Origin of the sequence: Mesorhizobium sp. B1-1-8 (assembly GCF_006442795.2) — a bacterium.
Lineage (GTDB): Bacteria > Pseudomonadota > Alphaproteobacteria > Rhizobiales > Rhizobiaceae > Mesorhizobium.
Genome location: NZ_CP083956.1, coordinates 1,614,111 through 1,632,093 on the forward strand (window position 1 = coordinate 1,614,111; position 17,983 = coordinate 1,632,093).

Below are 17,983 nucleotides of genomic sequence, written 5' to 3' on the forward strand. Positions count from 1 at the left end.
GCCTGACTTGGCTGTTATGTGCCGGAGGTGGTGCGAAGGCTCGAGTGTCAGGGTGCCTCGGAAGGTCCCGAGACAACCACAATCTGTGCAGCGACGGACGCCAAGCACTCCCGTTTGTTCAGCACCGGCTTTTCGTATGTCTTCTTCATCATTTCCCCCTTCATCCCTCAAATGACACGATTGCCTTCGGCCGGCGCGTTGTCAAGCAAGCTGACCGCAAGCATTTGATATTCAATCGCCCCGATTTTTCCTGTTTAACGCGCCTTTAAAGGTAAGCGCTTGTTTTTATTGTCAACCGTTACCAATCGAGTATGCGCTTCTCGCCTTGTGATTTCTATTGGGCGCGCCCCGAGGCTTTGGACCGGCGTGCGCTTATGCACGTAGCGCACCATCACCACTCTGCCGGCCGTGCCGCCGGAAGTGCCGGAAAGATGGAACGTCGTCTTGTCTTAGTCGGCGCGGGTTCGCAGCGCTATGCGATGTATGGCGGAGAGGGTGATCATCCTCCAATATCCGCTGCTGGCCCCGCCGGCGACAGCCTCGTTATTTCGTAGGTTCTATGAAGCCCGAGGCTGCGACTGCAACGACACTCGACAGCTTCTCGCGCTTGCTGAGAGTCGGCTTTTCGTAGGTCTTTTTCATTATTGCCCCCTTATACACACTTGCACAGGTGCCTTTCCTCCGCGCGGTTGTCAAGGGAGTATGGGGCGGCCGGGCGCGGGCCACTCTTCCGCCGTCAAGAGCGCGATTTCGCGCTCTTGCCAATTTCCAAAGCCAATGTTTTCGAAATGGCGAAAGCGTTGTAAAATACTTACACGATTTCCGCGTGGAACATCTTTAAACCTGTAGGTGCAATCCCTACGTTTTTGTTGTTATGTCTATCAAGGCAACACCGATGTAACATCGCTTACGGCTACGCCTCCCCTTACTGGGGACTCGGGAGGCGCGGTCATTTTCCCATACAATGAGCAGCCCAAACGTTCGACACGCCCTTAGTGCGTCGAACATGTCGGCGCGCAATCTCCCCGCTTCGTCAGTCAACACCAACCGGGTGACCGTCGGGTGAACGAACCCGCGCGCCCCTTAGGAGAGAAGAGATGGAAGCCCTACAATATCTCGGTCCGATGAAATGGATGGCGATCGAGGTAACCGTTCTGGTCATCGTGCTGGCAATCCTGTTCTGGTGGAGCGGCGTGGTCCGCTACATCCCAAACGACAGGCTCGGTATCCTAGAGAAACTATGGAGTTTTCGCGGCTCCGTTAGAAATGGCTTCATTGCGCTCAACCGTGAGGCCGGCTACCAGCCGGAAGTCGTGCGCGGTGGCCTACATTTCTTCATGCCGTTTCAATATTCGATGCATCGCGCCAATCTTGTCACCATCCCGCAGGGTCAGATCGGCTATGTCTTTGCCCGTGATGGCAAGCCGCTGCCGCCGACGCAGACACTTGCTTCCAACACCGACGCCGATGATTTCCAGGATGTGCGCGGCTTTCTCGAAAAAGGCGGACAGAAAGGACCGCAACGCAAGATCTTGCGTGAAGGCACCTATGCCATCAATCTCGCACAATTCATCGTGCTCACCGCCCAGTCGATCTATGCCGTTAATCTGAGCTCGTCGGAACAGAACCTTTTTATCAATATGTCCAACATGATCTCGGAGCGGGGCGGCTTTGAGCCAGTCGTCATCCATAATGCAGAGGACATGATCGGTATCGTCACCATCCATGACGGTCCGGCCCTGCCGGACGGCGAGATCATCGCACCGACTGTGGCCAACGATCCGAACGACCCGAATTTTCACAACAATTTTCAGGACCCGGAGAAGTTTCTCAATGCCGGTGGCTACCGTGGCCGGCAGCTGCAGGTGCTGGCCGACGGTAGCTACTTCCTCAATCGCATTTTCGCGACCGTCGAACTGGTCGAGAAGACGGTCATTGACGTTGGCACGGTGGGTGTCGTGGTCTCCTATAACGGCCGCCACGGCACGGATCTATCCGGGCAGGCATACCGTCACGGCGAGCTGGTCGAAATCGGTGCACGCGGTGTCTGGTCAACGCCGCTACTGCCAGGCAAGTATGCGTTCAATACCTATGCCGGCAAGATCATCACCGTGCCGACCACCAACTTCGTGCTCAAATGGACTAAGGAGCAGTTTGGCGAACACAGGCTGGACGAGAACCTGTCTGAGGTGTCGTTGATCACCAAGGATGCGTTCGAGCCTGTGCTGCCGCTCTCCGTTGTCGTGCATATCGACTATATGAAGGCGCCGCTCGTGGTGCAGCGCTTCGGCGACATCAAGCGGCTGGTCGAACAAACGCTCGATCCGATGGTTTCCGCCTACTTCAAGAATATCGCCCAGACAAAGACGCTGATCCAGCTTTTGCAGGAGCGTAGCGACATCCAGCGCAAATCGGGCGAGGAGATGCGCGAAAAATTCAATTCCTACAGCCTCGAGCTGCAGGAAGTGTTGATTGGTACGCCCCGTGCTGCGAATGGCCAGAACAGCATAGAGCAGATCCTGATCCAGCTGCGCGAGCGTCAGATTGCAGTCGAAAAGGTCGAGACTTACAAATTGCAGGAGAAGGCGGCCATTCAGGAACGCACGTTGCGTGAGAAGGAGGCGCTGGCCGAACAGCAAGCCAAGATCACGACGTCGGCACTTACCATCGAGATAAGCGAGAACGAAGGCAAGGCGCAACTCGCCCGCACCCGCCAGGAGGCGGAAACCATTCAGGTCACCGCCAAGGCAGAGGCCGAGAAGGTGCGCGTCGGCGGCCAGGGCGAGGCCGACATGATCAAGGCTGTCGCGCTTGCCGATGCCGAACGCATCAAGGCGACCGGTTTTGCGGAGGCCGAGAAGGTGCGCGCCATCGGTCTGGCGGAGGCTGAGGCCACCGAAAAGAAGGTCGCGGCCTTCGGCGGCCCGGACTATCAGCTCAACTCGCAGGTTCTCATGCGCTTCGCCGAGGCGATCGAGAATGGCAGGCTACCGCTCGTGCCGCAGATCCAGATCGGCGCTACAGGTGGCGAGAAGGGGGCCGCCAATGGGCTTGTCGAGATGATGCTTTCGATGCTCGTCGCCGACCGGATCGGGCGGCAAGCCCTACCGGATGCGACCTCGGAAACCGTCGAGGAAGAATGATTGCGGATGGGCCGGTTGTACCGGCCCATTTTGCGCTCCTGCCGAACCGTACTGCGGCGAGGCGCAGGAATCTAATCATGTCGTGCGGCGGTTGGTCGATTCGCAGGGTTCCGCGAAGGAACGCCTTATGACAGCCGGCTCGCCCGTGAAATCGGGCGCGCGCTCAACGATGTGGGATTCTTCCATCCGGTGGAGTTCCAAATGGGAGATATCGACCGCGTTTTTTACTTCAGCGCGCCAATTCTTCGCCAAGCCAACTGAGGTGAAGGAAAGGGTCTCTCGGAAACTTAACGCGCCTTTAAACCGCCGCATCTACTCTGCACCCCGAGCGCCATCGGCACCGGGGACAGCAAGCACAGCGCATGGCGAACCGCAGAGACAGTCGCATCGAACCGAGCTTCGAGGGGTCGCCCCGCGCGAAATCCTCCGACGGCTTTTCGGTGAGCGAGGAGGATCGCGTCGTGCCGGGCAGCCGCAAAGCTTCAAAGGGCAAATCCGCCAAGGCAAAATCGCGCAGCCGCGGTCGGAGCGCAAGCCGGCGCGGGCTAGTCGGGATTTTCGGCCGCCTGCTTTACTGGTGCTTCGTGCTGTGCATCTGGGGCGGCATCGCGGTGGCCGGCATCGTCGTTTATTATGGCGCCAAAATGCCGGCGGCCACCACATGGTCGATCCCCGACCGCGCCCCCAACATCAAGATCGTCTCGGTCGACGGCGGGCTGATCGCCAATCGCGGCATGTCGGGCGGCGAGGCCGTCGGCCTCCATGAAATGTCGCCCTATATCCCGCAAGCCGTGGTAGCCATCGAGGACCGCCGCTTCTATTCGCATTTCGGCATCGATCCAATCGGGCTGTCGCGCGCCATGGTCACCAACCTGCTCGGCGGCCATTTCTCGCAGGGCGGCTCGACGCTGACGCAGCAGCTTGCGAAAAACCTGTTCCTGACGCCGGACCGCACGCTGGAGCGCAAGGTGCAGGAAGTGCTGCTCGCGCTCTGGCTGGAGCACAAGCACAGCAAGGACCAGATCCTCGAAATGTATCTCAACCGGGTCTATTTCGGCTCCGGCGCCTATGGCGTAGAAGCGGCCTCGCGACGTTATTTCGGCAAGAGCGCGCGCGATGTCTCGCTCTCCGAGGCAGCCTTGCTGGCCGGCCTCTTGAAGGCGCCGTCGCGGCTCTCGCCGGCGCGCGACCCGAAAGCGGCGGAAGAGCGGGCGCAACTCGTGCTCGCGGCCATGCGCGAGGAAGGCAAGATCAGCGACAAGGAATATAAGGTAGCGCTGAGCGCGCCGGCGACGCGCTCGCCGTCCTATTGGACCGGCTCGGAGAACTACGTCGCCGACACGGTCATGGAAGAGCTTCCCGATCTGATCGGCGACGTGCGCGGCGACATCATCATCGACACCACCGTCGACCTGACTTTACAGAAGCTCGCCGAGCAGTCGATCCGGCGGCTGATCGACGAGAGCGGCAAGAAGCTCAACGTCACGCAAGGGGCGCTGGTGTCGATCGACGATTCCGGCGCCGTGCGCGCCATGGTCGGCGGCTATGACTATTCGACCAGCCAGTTCGACCGCGCCTCGGAAGCGCGGCGCCAGCCCGGCTCGGCCTTCAAGCCGTTCGTCTACATGGCCGCGCTCGAAGCCGGCCGCACGCCGGACAGCGTGCGCAACGACGCCCCTATCAAGATCGGCAAGTGGACGCCGGACAATTACGGCGGCAAATATTATGGCAAGGTGACGCTGGCGACGGCGCTCGCCAAGTCGCTGAACTCGGTGGCGGCGCAGCTCACCATGGAAGTCGGCCCCGACGCGGTGGTCGAGGCGGCGCACCGCATGGGCATCCAGTCCGACCTGCAGGCCAACACCTCGATCGCGCTCGGCACCTCGGAAGTGACGCCGCTGGAACTGACGTCGGCTTACGTGCCGTTCGCCAACGGCGGCTACAAGCCGGATATCCATTTCATCCGCCGCATCACCACGGCCGACGGCAAGGTGCTCTACAACGACAGTAGCGGCAGCGCGCCGCGCGTCCTCAAGGCCGACATCGTCGGCATGATGAATTCGATGATGACCGGCACGGTCGAGGTCGGCACCGCCAAGAAGGCGGCCTTCAACTGGCCTTCGGCGGGCAAGACCGGCACCAGCCAGAACTCGCGCGACGCCTGGTTCGTCGGCTACACCGCCAATCTCACCACCGGCGTGTGGTTCGGCAATGACGACGGCAGCCCGATGAAGAAGGTGACCGGCGGCGCGCTGCCGGCGCAGGCCTGGCATGAATTCATGGTCGCCGCGCATGAAGGCGTGCCGGTCAGGCCGCTGCCCGGCACCTGGAAGTCGACGCCGTCCGACACGATCGTGCCGGACGAGATCCCGTCGGCCGATGCCTCGCAGCCGCCACCGGTGCCGCAAGCGCCGGTCGGCCGGTCGGCGCCAGTCGCCGCCCAGGCACCGGCGCCGGCAAAGCCGGCACGGACCGCGCAACCGGCCGAAACGGTCGATGCCGGCGGCTTCGACATGCCGGGCGACGGCGGCGCCACCGCCTCGATCAAGCATCCCGTGCCGCCCGGCGATGTCGGCGGCCGGACCAGGAAGCGGCAGACCTCGATCCTCGACATTCTGGGCGGCGGCTAACTCGCCTCTCGCCACCACGGCCGGCTTCGGCTACATGTCCGGCCGGAGACCATGCCATGGCCGAGACCGACAGCAGAAAAACCATCGTGCTCACCGGCGCCAGCCGCGGCATCGGCCATGCGACGGTGAAGCGCTTTTCGCGCGAGGGCTGGCGCGTCATCACCTGCTCGCGCCAGGCCTTCGCCGAGGATTGCCCGTGGCCTGCCGGGCCTGAGGACCATATCAAGGTCGATCTCGCCGACCAGGAGGATGTCGGCATCGCCGTCTCCGAAATCCGGCATCGGCTGGAGGCGCATGGCGGGCAACTCAACGCGCTGGTCAACAATGCCGGCATCTCGCCGAAGTTGAAAGACGGCAGCCGGATGAATTCGATCGATACGCCGATGCATGTCTGGCGCGACGTGTTCCAGGTCAATTTCTTCGCGCCGATCATGCTGGCCAGGGGCCTGTTCAAGGAACTGGCAGCAGCGAAGGGCTCGATCGTCAACGTCACCTCGATCGCCGGCACCCGGGTGCATCCGTTCGCCGGCACCGCCTATGCTACGTCGAAGGCCGCACTCGGCTCGCTGACGCGCGAGATGGCGCATGATTTCGGTCCGCACGGTATCCGCGTCAACGCGATCGCGCCGGGCGAGATCGACACCGCGATCCTGTCGCCCGGCACCGACAGAATAGTCGAGGCGATCCCGCTGCGGCGCCTCGGCGCCACCTCGGAGGTCGCCGACATCATCTTCTTCCTGTGCTCGGGCCAGGCGTCCTACGTGACCGGCTCGGAAATCCACATCAATGGCGGCCAGCACGTCTGAACTGCTGACTTATCCGGCTATGGTGAGGACGGCCTTGCCGCTGAAGCTGCGCTGTCGCAGCGCGTCCAGGGCCTTGGCAATGTCTGTCCACGGCACGGTCAAGGCGACGCGGGTTTCCAGCCGGCCGGCCGCGACCAAGCCAAGCAGCCAGGCGATGTCCGCGCCGATGGCTGAGCCGGACGTGTAGTAGGCGAACGTCTGAAGCCTCGCTCCTTCGTGACCCGGAACGAACTGGCGGAATCCGACGGGCGTGAGCTCGCCGCTGCTCGAACCGAACATGACGATGGTGCCGCCAGGCGCGACACGCTCTATGGCCCGCGCGAGGCTTTCGCCGCCGACCGACTCGGTGATCAACGAAAACGGCCCCTCGGCCAGCTCGATCGACCCGACGATTTTCGCGGCTCCCAGCCCACGGAGATCCTCGTCGTGCCGGGTGGCGGCGACCGCGGTCACGATCCCGCCTTGCTGGCGGGCAATCTGGATCTGGAAGCGGCCAACCGCGCCGCTCGCGCCGGTAATCAGGACCTGCTGGCCGGTCAGGTCGCCGCCATGGCGCAACGTCCTTAGCGCCGTCGTGCCCGCGACCGGAAGCGTGGCAGCGGAAGCGAAGCTGACGCCTTCCGGCAGGACGGCGAGACGGTCGGTTGGAACGGCAACGCGTTCGGCCCAGCCCGCCTGGTCGACCAAAGCCGCAACCCGTGTGCCCGCGACCGGGCCGGAGCCATCGGCTGCTGCCCGTTCGATCACGCCGACGACGTCCTGGCCGGGTACCCAGCCATCGCGGCGAATGCCGAGCAGGCGCAGTTCGCCACGGTTCAACGACGTTGCATGGACTGCCACCAATGCTTCATTCGAACAACAATGTGGCTCGTCGATTTCGGTGAGCTTCAGCCTGCTTTGGCTGTCGGAAGAGATAGCGAGAGCGAGCATTAAGCCACCTTTGAAATTTGACGAGACAATTGCCACGAGAGGGCTCGACCCTATCGACTTTCGCGGCTGAAAAATTTAGATAAAAAGCCAAATGATCGCTAAAAGCAGTCAACTATGAGGCAACCGCTCCGCTGGCCCTGGCGAGACTTCGATGTCGACGACGTGCTGGCGCCGGCGATCGCCATTCGCGTCGACGTTACCGAGACCCGGGCTGAGGTGGCCGAGCATTGGCATCGCAAGGGACAACTCGTCTTCGCGCTCGGTGGCGGGGTCACCTGCCGTGTTCCCGGCGGCCTCTGGATGGTGCCGCCGCATTGCGGCGTGTGGATCCCAAGCGGCATGGAGCACAGCAACATCGCGACGGCCAATGCGCGGATTTTCTTCGTCTACTTCGAGCCGGGCGCTGCCGAACTGCCGGACCGGTGCTGCACGCTTTCGATCTCGCCTCTGCTGCGCGAGTTGATCATCGAACTGTCGGATTGTGCACCGGATGACGCACGAGGCGACCTTCTGGCGGGGATTCTGCTCGCCGAGCTGCCGCGTATGCCTGTCCAGCAATTGCATCTGCCGATCTCGGCCGAGCCGCGCTTGCGGCGCATCGCCGAGGCGTTGGCCGACGATCCCGCCGACCGCAGCACGCTGGCGCAATGGGCCAGTCGCGTTGCGCTCAGCGAGAGCAGTCTGGCACGCCTCGTCGTCAAGGAGACGGGGCTGACTTTCGGGCGCTGGCGCCAGCAACTGCACCTGATCGTGGCGCTGCGGGAACTGGCTTCAGGCGCCAGCGTGCAGCAGGTTTCGGGCGATCTCGGCTATGAATCCGTCACGGCTTTCATCACCATGTTCAAGAAGGCGCTGGGCAAGCCCCCGGCAAAATATCTCGGCGATATCGCGCGAGATGGTGGCTCCGCATTCATCGCGTGATCGGCTAGTTGCGCGCGGAAGCATCAAACTGGCGGGCGCACCGGCGAGAAATGGCAAATCTGCTGCCGCGCTCAATCCGCCTGGAGCAGGTTCTCGATATCGAAGACGGTATGATTGGTCAGCGTTTTGGGGATTTCCGCCTCGATCTTGTCGCCGACTTCCTTATGCAGTTTCTGGCGCATCTCGCCGAGCACCTGAGGCGGCGCGATCAGCACCAGCGCATCGAATTCGCCCCGATGCGCGAGCTTGTAAAGCCGCTCGGCGATGTCATCGGCAAAGCGTTCCTTGCCAAGGCGGTGCCAGTCGGTTTCTTCGACGGCGCTGCGGGGTCCTTCATTGCTTTGTCGGCCCGGCTTGTCGCTGCCCTGCTCACGGGTAGCCGGATTCTCCTGCTCCATTTCCTGGACCACCTCAAGTTTCGGGAATTTGACGTCACCCTGGTTGCGCAGGAAGAGCGCCTTTTCGCCATCGGCCACGACGACCCAAAGTCCGTGTTTCAGCTTGATGCTCATGGTGTTCCTCCTTGCCGGCTTCGGGCCGCCGATCGGCCATCGGAGCAGCCGGATCGGCAAAGATGGGATCGACATCCAAACGTGTCGCCAAGCATGATTGTTCCAACCGACCGGCACGGCTCGCCTCTCCCTCAAAAGCCATGTCAATGCCGGCCCGGGAGAGCGTGGCTTTAATCTACTAACTTAGTAGAATTTAGAAAAAACTATTTTGCCGCTTCCTCGGCAAGGCGCTAAAAATTACGATGGATCAGGGTGGGGTGCCGGTTGCCCCCGCTATGCGCGGCGCAAGCGTAGAATTTTTTTCTCCCGCTTATCATGGTCGCGAAAAAGCGATTGCCTGCTACCGGAGCCCGCGCGAGTGCTTGCCTTCTGATTTTGGGCGCGCCCGCGTAAAACTGCCAAACTGTTCCAGTAATGCTCATCGCCATGTCGCCAGCCAACGCCAAGCTCAACGCCTTTCCCGTGTTCATGCGGGTCGACGGCGAAGCTGTAGCCATCGTCGGCAATGGCGCGGAGGCGCTTGCCAAGGCGCGGCTGCTTGCGCAGTCGAGCGCGGTGCTGCGCATCGTCGCCGATGCGCCCGATGCGGAGCTGCAGGATTTCATCACAACCGCTGGCGCCGTCCATATCGATGCAGCCCATGATGCCATGCATCTAGAGGGCGCTGCCCTGGTGTTTGCCGCCAGCGGCGACGAAACACTCGACCGCCGCGTTGTCGAAGACGCGCGCCGGCTGGGCATTCCGGCCAATGCCGTGGATCGGCCGGAGCTCTGCGATTTCTTTACGCCGGCGCTGGTCAACCGGGCGCCGGTGGCGATTGCCATCGGCACCGAGGGCGCCGGGCCGGTGCTGGCGCAACTGCTGCGCGGCCGCATCGACCGCATGCTGTCGCCGTCGCTGGGCCGGCTGGCAGCACTCGCCGCGTCGTTTCGTGCCGCTGCGGAGCGGTTGCCGAGGGGCAACCGCCGCCGCCGTTTCTGGAGCGATTTCTTCGCCGGCGCACCGGCAAAGGCCATTGAAGCCGGCGAATTCGCCAGGGCGCACGAGGCCGCGCACGATCTTCTCGCTTCAGATGCACGGGCCGAAGGCCACATCGCGCTGGTCGGCGCCGGTCCGGGCGCGGAAGACCTTTTGACGCTGCGCGCCCACCGCCTGCTCATGGAAGCCGATGTGATCGTCCATGATGCGCTGGTGCCGGAGGCGATCGTGGTCATGGGCCGGCGCGACGCCGAGCGCCTGCCGGTCGGCAAGCGCAAGGGCTGCCACACCAAGAGCCAGGCCGAGATCAACGCGCTGCTTGTCGAGCTTGGCCGCGCGGGCAAGCGCGTCGTGCGGCTGAAGTCCGGCGACCCGCTGGTGTTCGGCCGCGCCGGCGAGGAAATGGCAGCGCTGTGCGAGGCGGGGATCGCCTATGAAGTGGTTCCGGGCGTCACCGCGGCCTTTGCCGCCGCCGCGGATTTCGAATTGCCGCTGACGCTGCGCGGGGTTTCATCCTCGATGGTGTTCACCACCGGCCACGACCTCAAGGGCAACTCGCTGCCCGACTGGGCAAAGCTTGCCATCTCCGGCGCCACCGTCGCTGTCTATATGGGCCGCTCGGTGGCGGCCGAAGTGGCCGGCCGCCTGATCGAGGCTGGATTGTCGCCCGACACCGCGGTTGCCGTGGTCGAGAATGCCAGCCTCGGCAACCGCCGCCGCTTTCACGGCACGCTGGCCGACCTGCCGTCGCTGGAAGCGCGCGCCGACCTTACCGGCCCGGTCATGACGATCATCGGCGACGCCGTCGCCGGCGCCAATTTTGAACATTCCGAGCCGCTCGCGGCACATAAGCATGAAGAAGCGGCCAGCGTGGCGGCCGAAGGAGTCCGGCAATGAAGGTTCTGACTGCGAACCGGCTCTCCGACGGCATTGCCGTCTGGTATGCCAACGGCGGCTGGGCGGAGACGGTCGGCCATGCCGACCTCGCCCATGACAAGGCGGCGGAAGACCGGCTGGAGGCGATCGGCGCCGCAGCCGCCGCCAACAATGAGGTCGTCGACGTCAATGTTATCGACGTCACCGTGGTGGACGGCCTGGTCGAGCCGGTGCGGCTGCGCGAAAAGATCCGCGCCGCCGGTCCAACCATCCGCACCGACATCGGCAAGCAGGCCGGCGCGGAAGCGGTCCGGGCGGCCTAGGGTTTTAGGAAAGCAACGGGCGGACGCGCCCTGAAAGACGAAGCATGTACCGTTACGACGAGTTCGACCACGATTTCGTTCAGGCCCGCGTCGCCGAGTTCAGCGACCAGGTACAGCGCCGGCTGTCCGGCGAGATCACCGAGGACCAGTTCCGGCCGCTCAGGCTGATGAACGGCGTCTATCTGCAATTGCACGCCTATATGCTGCGCATCGCCGTGCCCTACGGCACGCTGAACAGCAGGCAATTGCGCATGCTCGGCCATATCGCGCGCAAATACGACAAGGGCTACGGCCACTTCACCACGCGCCAGAACATCCAGTTCAACTGGCCGGCGCTGTCGGACATTCCGGCGATCCTGGCCGATCTGGCGAGCGTCGAGATGCACGCCATCCAGACCAGCGGCAATTGCATCCGCAACGTCACCGCCGATCACTTCGCCGGGGCCGCCGCCGACGAGGTTGCCGATCCGCGTCCCTACGCTGAAATCTTGCGGCAATGGTCGTCGGTGCATCCGGAATTCTCGTTCCTGCCTAGAAAATTCAAGATCGCGGTCACGGGTGCGGAGCGCGATCGCGCCGCCATCCAGACGCATGATATCGGCCTGCATCTTAAGAAGAACGCGGCCGGCGGGCTCGGCTTTGCCGTCTATGTCGGCGGCGGCCAGGGGCGCACGCCGATGGTGGCCAAGAAGATCCGCGACTTCCTGCCGGAAGCTGATCTGTTGTCCTACTGCACGGCGATCCTGCGCGTTTACAACCTCTATGGCCGGCGCGACAACAAGTTCAAGGCGCGTATCAAAATTCTGGTTCATGAGACCGGCGTTGAGGAGATCACGCGCCAGGTAGAAGCCGAATGGCGGGAGTTGAAGGACGCCGAACTGAAGCTGCCGGAAGCCGACATCCGCGCCATCGATGCCTATTTCGCGCCGCCGATGCTCACGGCACGGCCGGAAGGCGACGCCGCGGTGAAGCATGCGCGACTCGATTCCAAAAGTTTTTCCGAATGGCTCGACCAGAATGTGGTCACGCACCGACACCCCGACTATGCGGCGGTGACGATTTCGCTGAAAGGCATCGGCGAGGTGCCGGGTGACGCCAGCGACAGCCAGATGGAGGCTGTCGCCGACATCGCCGAGAAATACGCCTTCGACGAGCTGCGCGTCAGCCACGAGCAGAACCTGATCCTGCCGCATGTGGCGCGTGCCGATCTCAAGGCGGTCTATGACGCGTTGGTCGACATTGGCTTGGCGACGGCCAACTCCAATTTGATCAGCGACATCATCTCCTGCCCGGGCCTCGATTATTGCGCGCTGGCCACGGCCCGTTCGATCCCGGTGGCGCAGGAGATCTCGCGCCGCTTCGCCTCGCTGGAACGGCAGCGCGAGATCGGCGAGTTGAAGCTGAAGATCTCCGGCTGCATCAATGCCTGCGGCCACCACCATGTCGGCCATATCGGCATTCTCGGCGTCGAGAAGAAGGGCACCGAGCTCTACCAGGTGACGCTTGGCGGCTCGGCCGACGAGAACACGTCGGTCGGCGAGATCATCGGCCGCGGCTTTTCCTCGGAAGAGATCACCGACGCCATCGAGCAGATCGTCGATGCCTATCTCGGCCTTCGGCTCAGTCCCAGTGAACGTTTTATCGACGCCTACCGCCGTGTCGGTCCCGCGCCGTTCAAGGAGGCGCTCTATGCTGGCGAAACCAAGGCCGCTTGACCGGATCGGCGGCGTCGAGGCCGGCATCGCCGCCGAAGCGGCGGGGCTCGACGCGCTTCTCGGTCATCTGAAGCCGATCGAGATCATCGAGCGCTCGGCGCGCGAATTCTTCCGCGGCGAGATTGCCGCCGTGTCGTCGTTCGGCGCGGATTCGGCCGTCTTGCTGCACATGATTTCCGAGATCGACCGCTCGCTGCCGGTGATCTTTCTCGATACCGGCAAGCATTTCGAGGAAACGCTCGACTATCGCGATGCGCTGGCCGCGGATTTCGGCCTGACCGACATCCGGGTGATCAAGCCGGCCGAGGCGGCGCTCGAACGCGTCGATCCGACCGGCAGGCTCAACGAGACCGACACCGACGCCTGCTGCAACGTGCGCAAGGTCGAGCCGCTGGCGCGCGGCGTCGAGCCGTTCCGCGCCTGGTTGACCGGGCGCAAGCGCTTCCAGGCCTCGACGCGGGCGGCGCTGCCGGTGTTCGAGGCGGTCGGCTCGCGCATCCGCGTCAATCCGCTGGCGCATTGGACGACGGCGGATCAGGCCGACTACATGCGCGCGCATGTGCTGCGCGAAAATCCGCTGGTCGCCTACGGCTATCTCTCGATCGGCTGCTTCCCCTGCACGCAACCGGTGCAGCCTGGCGAGGATGCGCGCAGCGGCCGTTGGGCGGGGCATGCCAAGACCGAGTGCGGCATCCACCTTTCGGGCTTGGAAAAATCGCTGACCGACGCATCGCTTTAGGGTATGTCGATGTTCAGGTGAAGCCGGCCTGCAAAGGCGGCCTGCTCCTTATTGTGCTTTTAGGATCTTTGATGACTGGATCGACGACACCAGGGACCCGCCTCTGGACCCCGGACGGCTTTCGCGAGGATGAATGGAGCCATGCCGAAAGCGCCGAAGCGCTTGCCGGCAATGGCCGTTTCATCCTGCCGTTGCAGGTTTTTCTCGGACTTGATGAGGAGGTCCGCAAGTCGGCCCGGGAGCGCCTCGGCGTATTGCTGCAGCCCGGCGACGAGCTCGACAAGATAACCGGTCTGCTCGACCAGTTGTCGCTGGTGGCTCTGGCCTTTCCGGCGTTCAACGATGGTCGCTCCTTCTCGAAGGGCGAGTTGTTGCGCAGCCGGCATCGTTTCACCGGCGCGATGCGCGCCACCGGCCAGGTGCTGGTCGATCAGCTGCCGCATATGCTCAGGCTCGGCTTCGACGAATTCGAGGTTTCGAACCCCGTCTTGTTGAAGCGCCTCGAGGAAGGCCGCACCGGCGGCCTGCCGGTTTATTACCAGCCGGCCGTGGAGCCGGAACCCAAGGGACCGAAATACTCCTGGCGGCGCAAGCGGACCAGCTGATCTGTCCGGCAGGCGCTTTCGCTCCTGGCTGGCGCCGGCTGCGACTTTCTGGTCAGACCAAGATTGCGATTTTCGCGCCGCAAGCCGGATTGTCGTTGCCGCGACCGATCGCATCCATCGATCTGGTCAGACCACTTTGGCGATTTGCACTTCCCCTTCCGCCGTCTTGCCCTTAGGATAGGGCTATTATTTCATGTCTCGAAATAAACAGCCAGCAAGGGAGGAACCGGCATGGCAGGCAAGAAGATTTTGATGCTCGTTGGCGAGTTCAGCGAGGAATACGAGATTTTCGTCTTCGAACAGGCCATGCATGCGGTCGGCCACACCGTCCATGTCGTTTGTCCCGACAAGAAGGCCGGCGATATCCTGAAGACCTCGCTGCATGATTTCGAAGGCCACCAGACCTATACCGAAAAGCTCGGCCACGACTACGTCCTCAACAAAACCTTCGCCGAGGTTAACCCGGCCGACTACGATGCCGTCTACGCAGCCGGCGGGCGCGGGCCGGAATACATCCGCATCGACAAGCGGGTGCAGGCGCTGGTCCGGCATTTCCATGAAACCGGCAAGCCGATCTTCACCATCTGCCATGGTGTGCAGATCCTGATCGCGGTCGATGGCGTGGTGCGCGGCAGGGAAGTCGCGGCGTTGCATTATTGCGAGCCGGAAGTGACGCTTGCCGGCGGCATTTATATCGACGTTGCGCCGACTGGCGCGCATGTCGACGGCAATCTGGTTTCGGCCAAGGGCTGGCCCGGCCTTGCCGCCTTCATGCGCGAATGCCTGAAGGTGCTCGGGACCGAGATCCGCCATGGCGAGATCCTGATGCGCGACGAGCGCAAGGCGGCGTAGGACCATTGCCGCATCGGCAAGACGAGTGTCGCTATCTTGGCCTATTGGCGACGCTCGCTGCTTGCGGGGTTCGGCTCGATGTCGTCGAGGCGGTCGAGCAGGTCCCGCAGACGTTTGGGCACCTCTGTTTCCAGGCGAAATGCCGGCAACGTGCGCAACAAGCGCTTCGTCGCCTCGGCGCCGATTTGCCGCCTGATATCATTGGCGAGCGCGGCGCGCCTTTTGCTGTTGTTGCCCTTCATTGTCCCAAAATCCTGTGTCGGCTTCGAAACTCTTGCGGCCCAACAAAGGTTCCAACATCACCTTGGGATAGCAAGCAAAGCCACTCAGTACGGTAAAATTTGAATTAATAAGGAGCGATCGGCACAGGGCAACGCAACGCGCTTGCCCCTTGATTTTTGGCCCTCAAACCTCGATATCGGGCGCAAATCCAAACCAACGCGAATAACGGGAAATGGCGATGAGCGACCAGGCAAAAGACGAACGCGCGCCCGAGGAAACCGAAGCCGCCCAGGCTTCCGGCGAGCGAGCGGAAGGCGGCGTCGACGGCGACTATGAAGCGCTTGTGCGGCTGCTGAAAGAAAACGAGGAGCTGAAGGACCGCGCGCTGCGCGTTGCGGCCGAAATGGAGAATTTGCGGCGGCGCACCGTGCGCGACGTGCATGACGCGCGCACTTATGCGGTCGCCAATTTCGCCCGCGATATGCTGTCGGTTTCCGACAATCTGCGCCGCGCGCTCGACGCCATTCCGGCCGAGGCCAAGGCCTCCGGCGATGCCGGCTTCAAGGCGCTGATCGAAGGCGTCGATCTCACCGAACGCGCCATGCTGTCGGCGCTGGAACGCCACGGTGTCAAGAAGCTTGCGCCGGAAGGCGAGAAGTTCGATCCGAACTACCACCAGGCGATGTTCGAGGTGCCCACCGCCGACGTCCCTGCTGGCACGGTTGTCCAGGTCGTGCAGCCGGGCTATTCGATCGGAGAGCGGGTGCTGAGGCCGGCCATGGTCGGCGTCGCCAAGGGCGGCACCAAGGCTGCGGCCGGCGAAGCCCCGGTCGAGCCGGGACCGGTGAACGAGCAGGCCGAGAAGGATGCGTGAATAAGGGAGTAGGGGAATAAGGGAGTAGGGCATAAGTTAGACAAGCCGTACATTCGTGCAGCTTCGTGCTATTTTTTTTACTCCCCTACTCCCCTACTCCCCTACTCCCCTACTGCCTTACTCCCTTATGACAAATCCCATCGAGCTGCTCGACTATGCCGGCGTCGCGGTCTTTGCGGCGACCGGCGCGCTTGCCGCTTCGCGCAAGCAACTCGACATCATCGGCTTCCTGTTCCTGGCCAGTGTCACCGGTATCGGCGGCGGCACGCTGCGTGACGTCATCCTCAACCTGCCTGTGTTCTGGGTCGCCAGCAGCGGCTATGTGCTGATCTGCGCCATCGTGGCGGTGCTGGTCTTCTTCAGCGCGCACCTGGTCGAGTCCCGTTACAAGCTCCTGCTCTGGCTCGATGCCATCGGCCTCGCCGCCTTCTCGGTGATGGGGGCGGCAAAAGGTCTGGCGATTACCGGCTCGCCTGTCGTGTCGGTGATCACCGGTGTGCTGACCGCGACGTTCGGCGGCATATTGCGCGACCTGCTTGCGGGCGAGCCTTCGGTGCTGCTCAGGCCCGAAATCTATGTCACGGCGGCCCTTGCCGGTGCGGCGCTGTTCACGCTCGGCGATCTTGCCGGCCTGCCGGCGCTAGCGTCCAGCCTGCTCGGCTTTGCGGCTGCGTTCCTGGTGCGCGGCGGTGCGCTTAGGTTCGGCTGGTCTTTTCCAGCCTATAGGAGCCGGCCGGGGCGAAGGCCGGAAGATATTCCCTGAGGGAGCGAATAGCGAATAGGAGCGAATAGCGAATAGAGAGTAGCGAATAGGGGTTGAACGGAATAAATCCCGCCACTTTCTTCTATTCGCTATTCGCTATTCGCTATTCGCTATTCGCTATTCGCTATTCGCTATTCGCTATTCGCTATTCGCTATTCGCTATGCCGCGAAGCGCTGCCCTTCACCGCCATAATAGTTGACGTAGCGGGCGCCGATCTCCTTGACCGGCATGACAACGAAGACGTCGACGGTCGAGAATTCGTGATCGATGACGCAGCCGTCGCCGATGCGGGCGCCGACGCGCAGATAGCCCTTGACCAACGGCGGCATCGCCGCGATCGCCGCCTTGGCGTTGACTGCCTCGATCGGCATCAGGTCCATCGAGCAGTAGCGGCCGGCAACCGCCCGGACATCCCAGGCCTGGTCGGTGCGGCAGTGATGGGCGAGATAGGTGAGCGCCTCGGCATGCGCGGCCGGCACGACGCCGTGGAAAGAGGCGCAGCCGGTCATGACGCCGATGCCGTAATGGTTGATGTAGGCCCAGATGCCTTGCCAGAGCGCCTCGATGGTGCGCTTGGAGCGATATTCCGGCAGAACACAGGAGCGGCCCAGCTCGAGGAAGCGCTGACCCGGATGACGGGCGATCAGCTTGGTCAGCTCGAATTCGCCCTCCGAGTAGAAGCCGCCGGCGGTCGCCGCGATCTCTTGCCGCAGCAGGCGGTAGGTGCCGACGATGCGGCGATGCTCGGGGCCGGGAAGCGAGGTGTCGAAAACCAGAAGATGGTCGCAGAGCGGGTCGAAACGATCGGCGTCGCGCCGGTCCGGCGCCTGGAACAGATCCTTTCTTGCGCCAAGCTCGTCATAGAATACCCGGTAGCGCACTTCCTGGGCGGCGGCGATCTCGGCCTCGTTGCGGGCAAGCCGCACTTCGAGGTTGCCGATGCGGCCCAGCGGTGCGCCACTTGCGACGGCATCGGCGCTACGCGCGGCGAGCAAAGCGCCGCCGGCATTCGGCCGAGTGTCACATTCAGGCATGACTGTATGCACGAGTGATTCTCCTTCGAGCCATCCCTCTTGGCACGGGGATACGGTGT

The 17,983-nt window shown here is 62.9% G+C and carries 16 protein-coding genes; 12 read left to right on the forward strand and 4 right to left on the reverse strand.

All coding sequences use genetic code 11. The annotated features are described in order from the left end of the window. Positions 1–1,097 precede the first annotated feature (1,097 nt). The 3 genes from FJ974_RS07950 to FJ974_RS07960 all read left to right on the forward strand — a co-directional run bounded on the left by FJ974_RS07950 (position 1,098) and on the right by FJ974_RS07960 (position 6,579). The gene (locus FJ974_RS07950; protein WP_140536355.1) at positions 1,098–3,143 is read left to right on the forward strand and encodes an SPFH domain-containing protein; all 2,046 of its coding nucleotides are present in this window, start codon (positions 1,098–1,100) and stop codon (positions 3,141–3,143) included. A gap of 362 nt (positions 3,144–3,505) precedes the next feature. Further along, the gene (locus FJ974_RS07955; RefSeq protein WP_140536357.1) at positions 3,506–5,773 is read left to right on the forward strand and encodes a transglycosylase domain-containing protein; all 2,268 of its coding nucleotides are present in this window, start codon (positions 3,506–3,508) and stop codon (positions 5,771–5,773) included. Between the two features lie 56 nt (positions 5,774–5,829). Further along, the gene (locus tag FJ974_RS07960) at positions 5,830–6,579 is read left to right on the forward strand and encodes an SDR family NAD(P)-dependent oxidoreductase (RefSeq protein ID WP_140536360.1); all 750 of its coding nucleotides are present in this window, start codon (positions 5,830–5,832) and stop codon (positions 6,577–6,579) included. Positions 6,580–6,588: 9 nt separating this feature from the next. On the opposite strand, the gene FJ974_RS07965 is transcribed toward FJ974_RS07960, so the two are convergent. Continuing rightward, on the reverse strand, positions 6,589–7,509 hold the full coding sequence (locus FJ974_RS07965; protein ID WP_140536363.1) for a zinc-binding dehydrogenase: 921 nt from the start codon (positions 7,507–7,509) through the stop codon (positions 6,589–6,591). A gap of 114 nt (positions 7,510–7,623) precedes the next feature. Here FJ974_RS07965 and FJ974_RS07970 point away from each other — a divergent pair, with 114 nt between their 5' ends. Next, the gene (locus FJ974_RS07970) at positions 7,624–8,430 is read left to right on the forward strand and encodes an AraC family transcriptional regulator (protein ID WP_140536365.1); all 807 of its coding nucleotides are present in this window, start codon (positions 7,624–7,626) and stop codon (positions 8,428–8,430) included. A 71-nt stretch (positions 8,431–8,501) separates the two neighbouring features. Here FJ974_RS07970 and FJ974_RS07975 read toward each other — a convergent pair whose 3' ends face one another. Further along, complete coding sequence (locus tag FJ974_RS07975; RefSeq protein WP_140536368.1) at positions 8,502–8,942, reverse strand: host attachment protein; 441 nt, start codon at positions 8,940–8,942, stop codon at positions 8,502–8,504. A 426-nt stretch (positions 8,943–9,368) separates the two neighbouring features. On the opposite strand from FJ974_RS07975, the gene cysG reads away from it, so the two are divergent. The 6 genes from cysG (at position 9,369) to FJ974_RS08005 (ending at position 15,030) form a co-directional block, all read left to right on the forward strand. Then, the gene (gene cysG, locus FJ974_RS07980) at positions 9,369–10,817 is read left to right on the forward strand and encodes a siroheme synthase CysG (protein ID WP_140536370.1); all 1,449 of its coding nucleotides are present in this window, start codon (positions 9,369–9,371) and stop codon (positions 10,815–10,817) included. Beyond that, entirely contained in the window at positions 10,814–11,119 is a 306-nt protein-coding gene (locus FJ974_RS07985; protein ID WP_140536373.1) for a DUF2849 domain-containing protein, read from the forward strand. Before cysG ends, FJ974_RS07985 begins: the two co-directional genes overlap by 4 nt. A 44-nt stretch (positions 11,120–11,163) precedes the next feature. Then, entirely contained in the window at positions 11,164–12,834 is a 1,671-nt protein-coding gene (locus tag FJ974_RS07990) for a nitrite/sulfite reductase (RefSeq protein ID WP_140536375.1), read from the forward strand. After that, complete coding sequence (locus FJ974_RS07995; RefSeq protein WP_140536378.1) at positions 12,809–13,573, forward strand: phosphoadenylyl-sulfate reductase; 765 nt, start codon at positions 12,809–12,811, stop codon at positions 13,571–13,573. The genes FJ974_RS07990 and FJ974_RS07995 overlap by 26 nt, the downstream gene beginning before the upstream one ends. A 71-nt stretch (positions 13,574–13,644) precedes the next feature. After that, complete coding sequence (locus FJ974_RS08000; RefSeq protein ID WP_140536380.1) at positions 13,645–14,178, forward strand: DUF934 domain-containing protein; 534 nt, start codon at positions 13,645–13,647, stop codon at positions 14,176–14,178. A 231-nt stretch (positions 14,179–14,409) separates the two neighbouring features. After that, positions 14,410–15,030 carry a DJ-1/PfpI family protein gene (locus tag FJ974_RS08005; protein ID WP_140536383.1) on the forward strand — a complete coding sequence of 207 codons (621 nt, stop codon included), beginning with the start codon at positions 14,410–14,412 and terminating at the stop codon, positions 15,028–15,030. Positions 15,031–15,071: 41 nt separating this feature from the next. Here FJ974_RS08005 and FJ974_RS08010 read toward each other — a convergent pair whose 3' ends face one another. Beyond that, positions 15,072–15,272: a hypothetical protein gene (locus FJ974_RS08010; RefSeq protein ID WP_140536385.1), complete on the reverse strand. Its 201-nt coding sequence runs from the start codon at positions 15,270–15,272 to the stop codon at positions 15,072–15,074. Between the two features lie 218 nt (positions 15,273–15,490). Here FJ974_RS08010 and grpE point away from each other — a divergent pair, with 218 nt between their 5' ends. Together grpE and FJ974_RS08020 are read left to right on the forward strand one after the other, a co-directional pair. Continuing rightward, positions 15,491–16,126 carry a nucleotide exchange factor GrpE gene (gene grpE, locus FJ974_RS08015; RefSeq protein ID WP_140536388.1) on the forward strand — a complete coding sequence of 212 codons (636 nt, stop codon included), beginning with the start codon at positions 15,491–15,493 and terminating at the stop codon, positions 16,124–16,126. A 127-nt stretch (positions 16,127–16,253) separates the two neighbouring features. After that, the gene (locus FJ974_RS08020; protein WP_140534198.1) at positions 16,254–16,889 is read left to right on the forward strand and encodes a trimeric intracellular cation channel family protein; all 636 of its coding nucleotides are present in this window, start codon (positions 16,254–16,256) and stop codon (positions 16,887–16,889) included. 159 nt (positions 16,890–17,048) lie between these two features. Here the strand turns inward: FJ974_RS08020 and FJ974_RS08025 are convergent, their stop codons facing one another. After that, on the reverse strand, positions 17,049–17,924 hold the full coding sequence (locus tag FJ974_RS08025; protein ID WP_181177172.1) for a GNAT family N-acetyltransferase: 876 nt from the start codon (positions 17,922–17,924) through the stop codon (positions 17,049–17,051). Positions 17,925–17,983 lie beyond the last annotated feature (59 nt).

Bases quoted from the DNA above. Each gene is read 5' to 3' on its own strand.
- FJ974_RS08025 (WP_181177172.1), bottom strand. From the start codon at position 17,924: ATGCCTGAATGTGACACTCGGCCGAATGCCGGCGGCGCTTTGCTCGCC.
- FJ974_RS07985 (WP_140536373.1), top strand. From the start codon at position 10,814: ATGAAGGTTCTGACTGCGAACCGGCTCTCCGACGGCATTGCCGTCTGG.
- FJ974_RS08010 (WP_140536385.1), bottom strand. From the start codon at position 15,272: ATGAAGGGCAACAACAGCAAAAGGCGCGCCGCGCTCGCCAATGATATC.
- grpE (WP_140536388.1), top strand. From the start codon at position 15,491: ATGAGCGACCAGGCAAAAGACGAACGCGCGCCCGAGGAAACCGAAGCC.
- FJ974_RS07970 (WP_140536365.1), top strand. From the start codon at position 7,624: ATGAGGCAACCGCTCCGCTGGCCCTGGCGAGACTTCGATGTCGACGAC.
- FJ974_RS07995 (WP_140536378.1), top strand. From the start codon at position 12,809: ATGCTGGCGAAACCAAGGCCGCTTGACCGGATCGGCGGCGTCGAGGCC.
- FJ974_RS08020 (WP_140534198.1), top strand. From the start codon at position 16,254: ATGACAAATCCCATCGAGCTGCTCGACTATGCCGGCGTCGCGGTCTTT.
- FJ974_RS08005 (WP_140536383.1), top strand. From the start codon at position 14,410: ATGGCAGGCAAGAAGATTTTGATGCTCGTTGGCGAGTTCAGCGAGGAA.
- cysG (WP_140536370.1), top strand. From the start codon at position 9,369: ATGTCGCCAGCCAACGCCAAGCTCAACGCCTTTCCCGTGTTCATGCGG.
- FJ974_RS08000 (WP_140536380.1), top strand. From the start codon at position 13,645: ATGACTGGATCGACGACACCAGGGACCCGCCTCTGGACCCCGGACGGC.
- FJ974_RS07950 (WP_140536355.1), top strand. From the start codon at position 1,098: ATGGAAGCCCTACAATATCTCGGTCCGATGAAATGGATGGCGATCGAG.
- FJ974_RS07990 (WP_140536375.1), top strand. From the start codon at position 11,164: ATGTACCGTTACGACGAGTTCGACCACGATTTCGTTCAGGCCCGCGTC.
- FJ974_RS07965 (WP_140536363.1), bottom strand. From the start codon at position 7,509: ATGCTCGCTCTCGCTATCTCTTCCGACAGCCAAAGCAGGCTGAAGCTC.
- FJ974_RS07975 (WP_140536368.1), bottom strand. From the start codon at position 8,942: ATGAGCATCAAGCTGAAACACGGACTTTGGGTCGTCGTGGCCGATGGC.
- FJ974_RS07960 (WP_140536360.1), top strand. From the start codon at position 5,830: ATGGCCGAGACCGACAGCAGAAAAACCATCGTGCTCACCGGCGCCAGC.
- FJ974_RS07955 (WP_140536357.1), top strand. From the start codon at position 3,506: ATGGCGAACCGCAGAGACAGTCGCATCGAACCGAGCTTCGAGGGGTCG.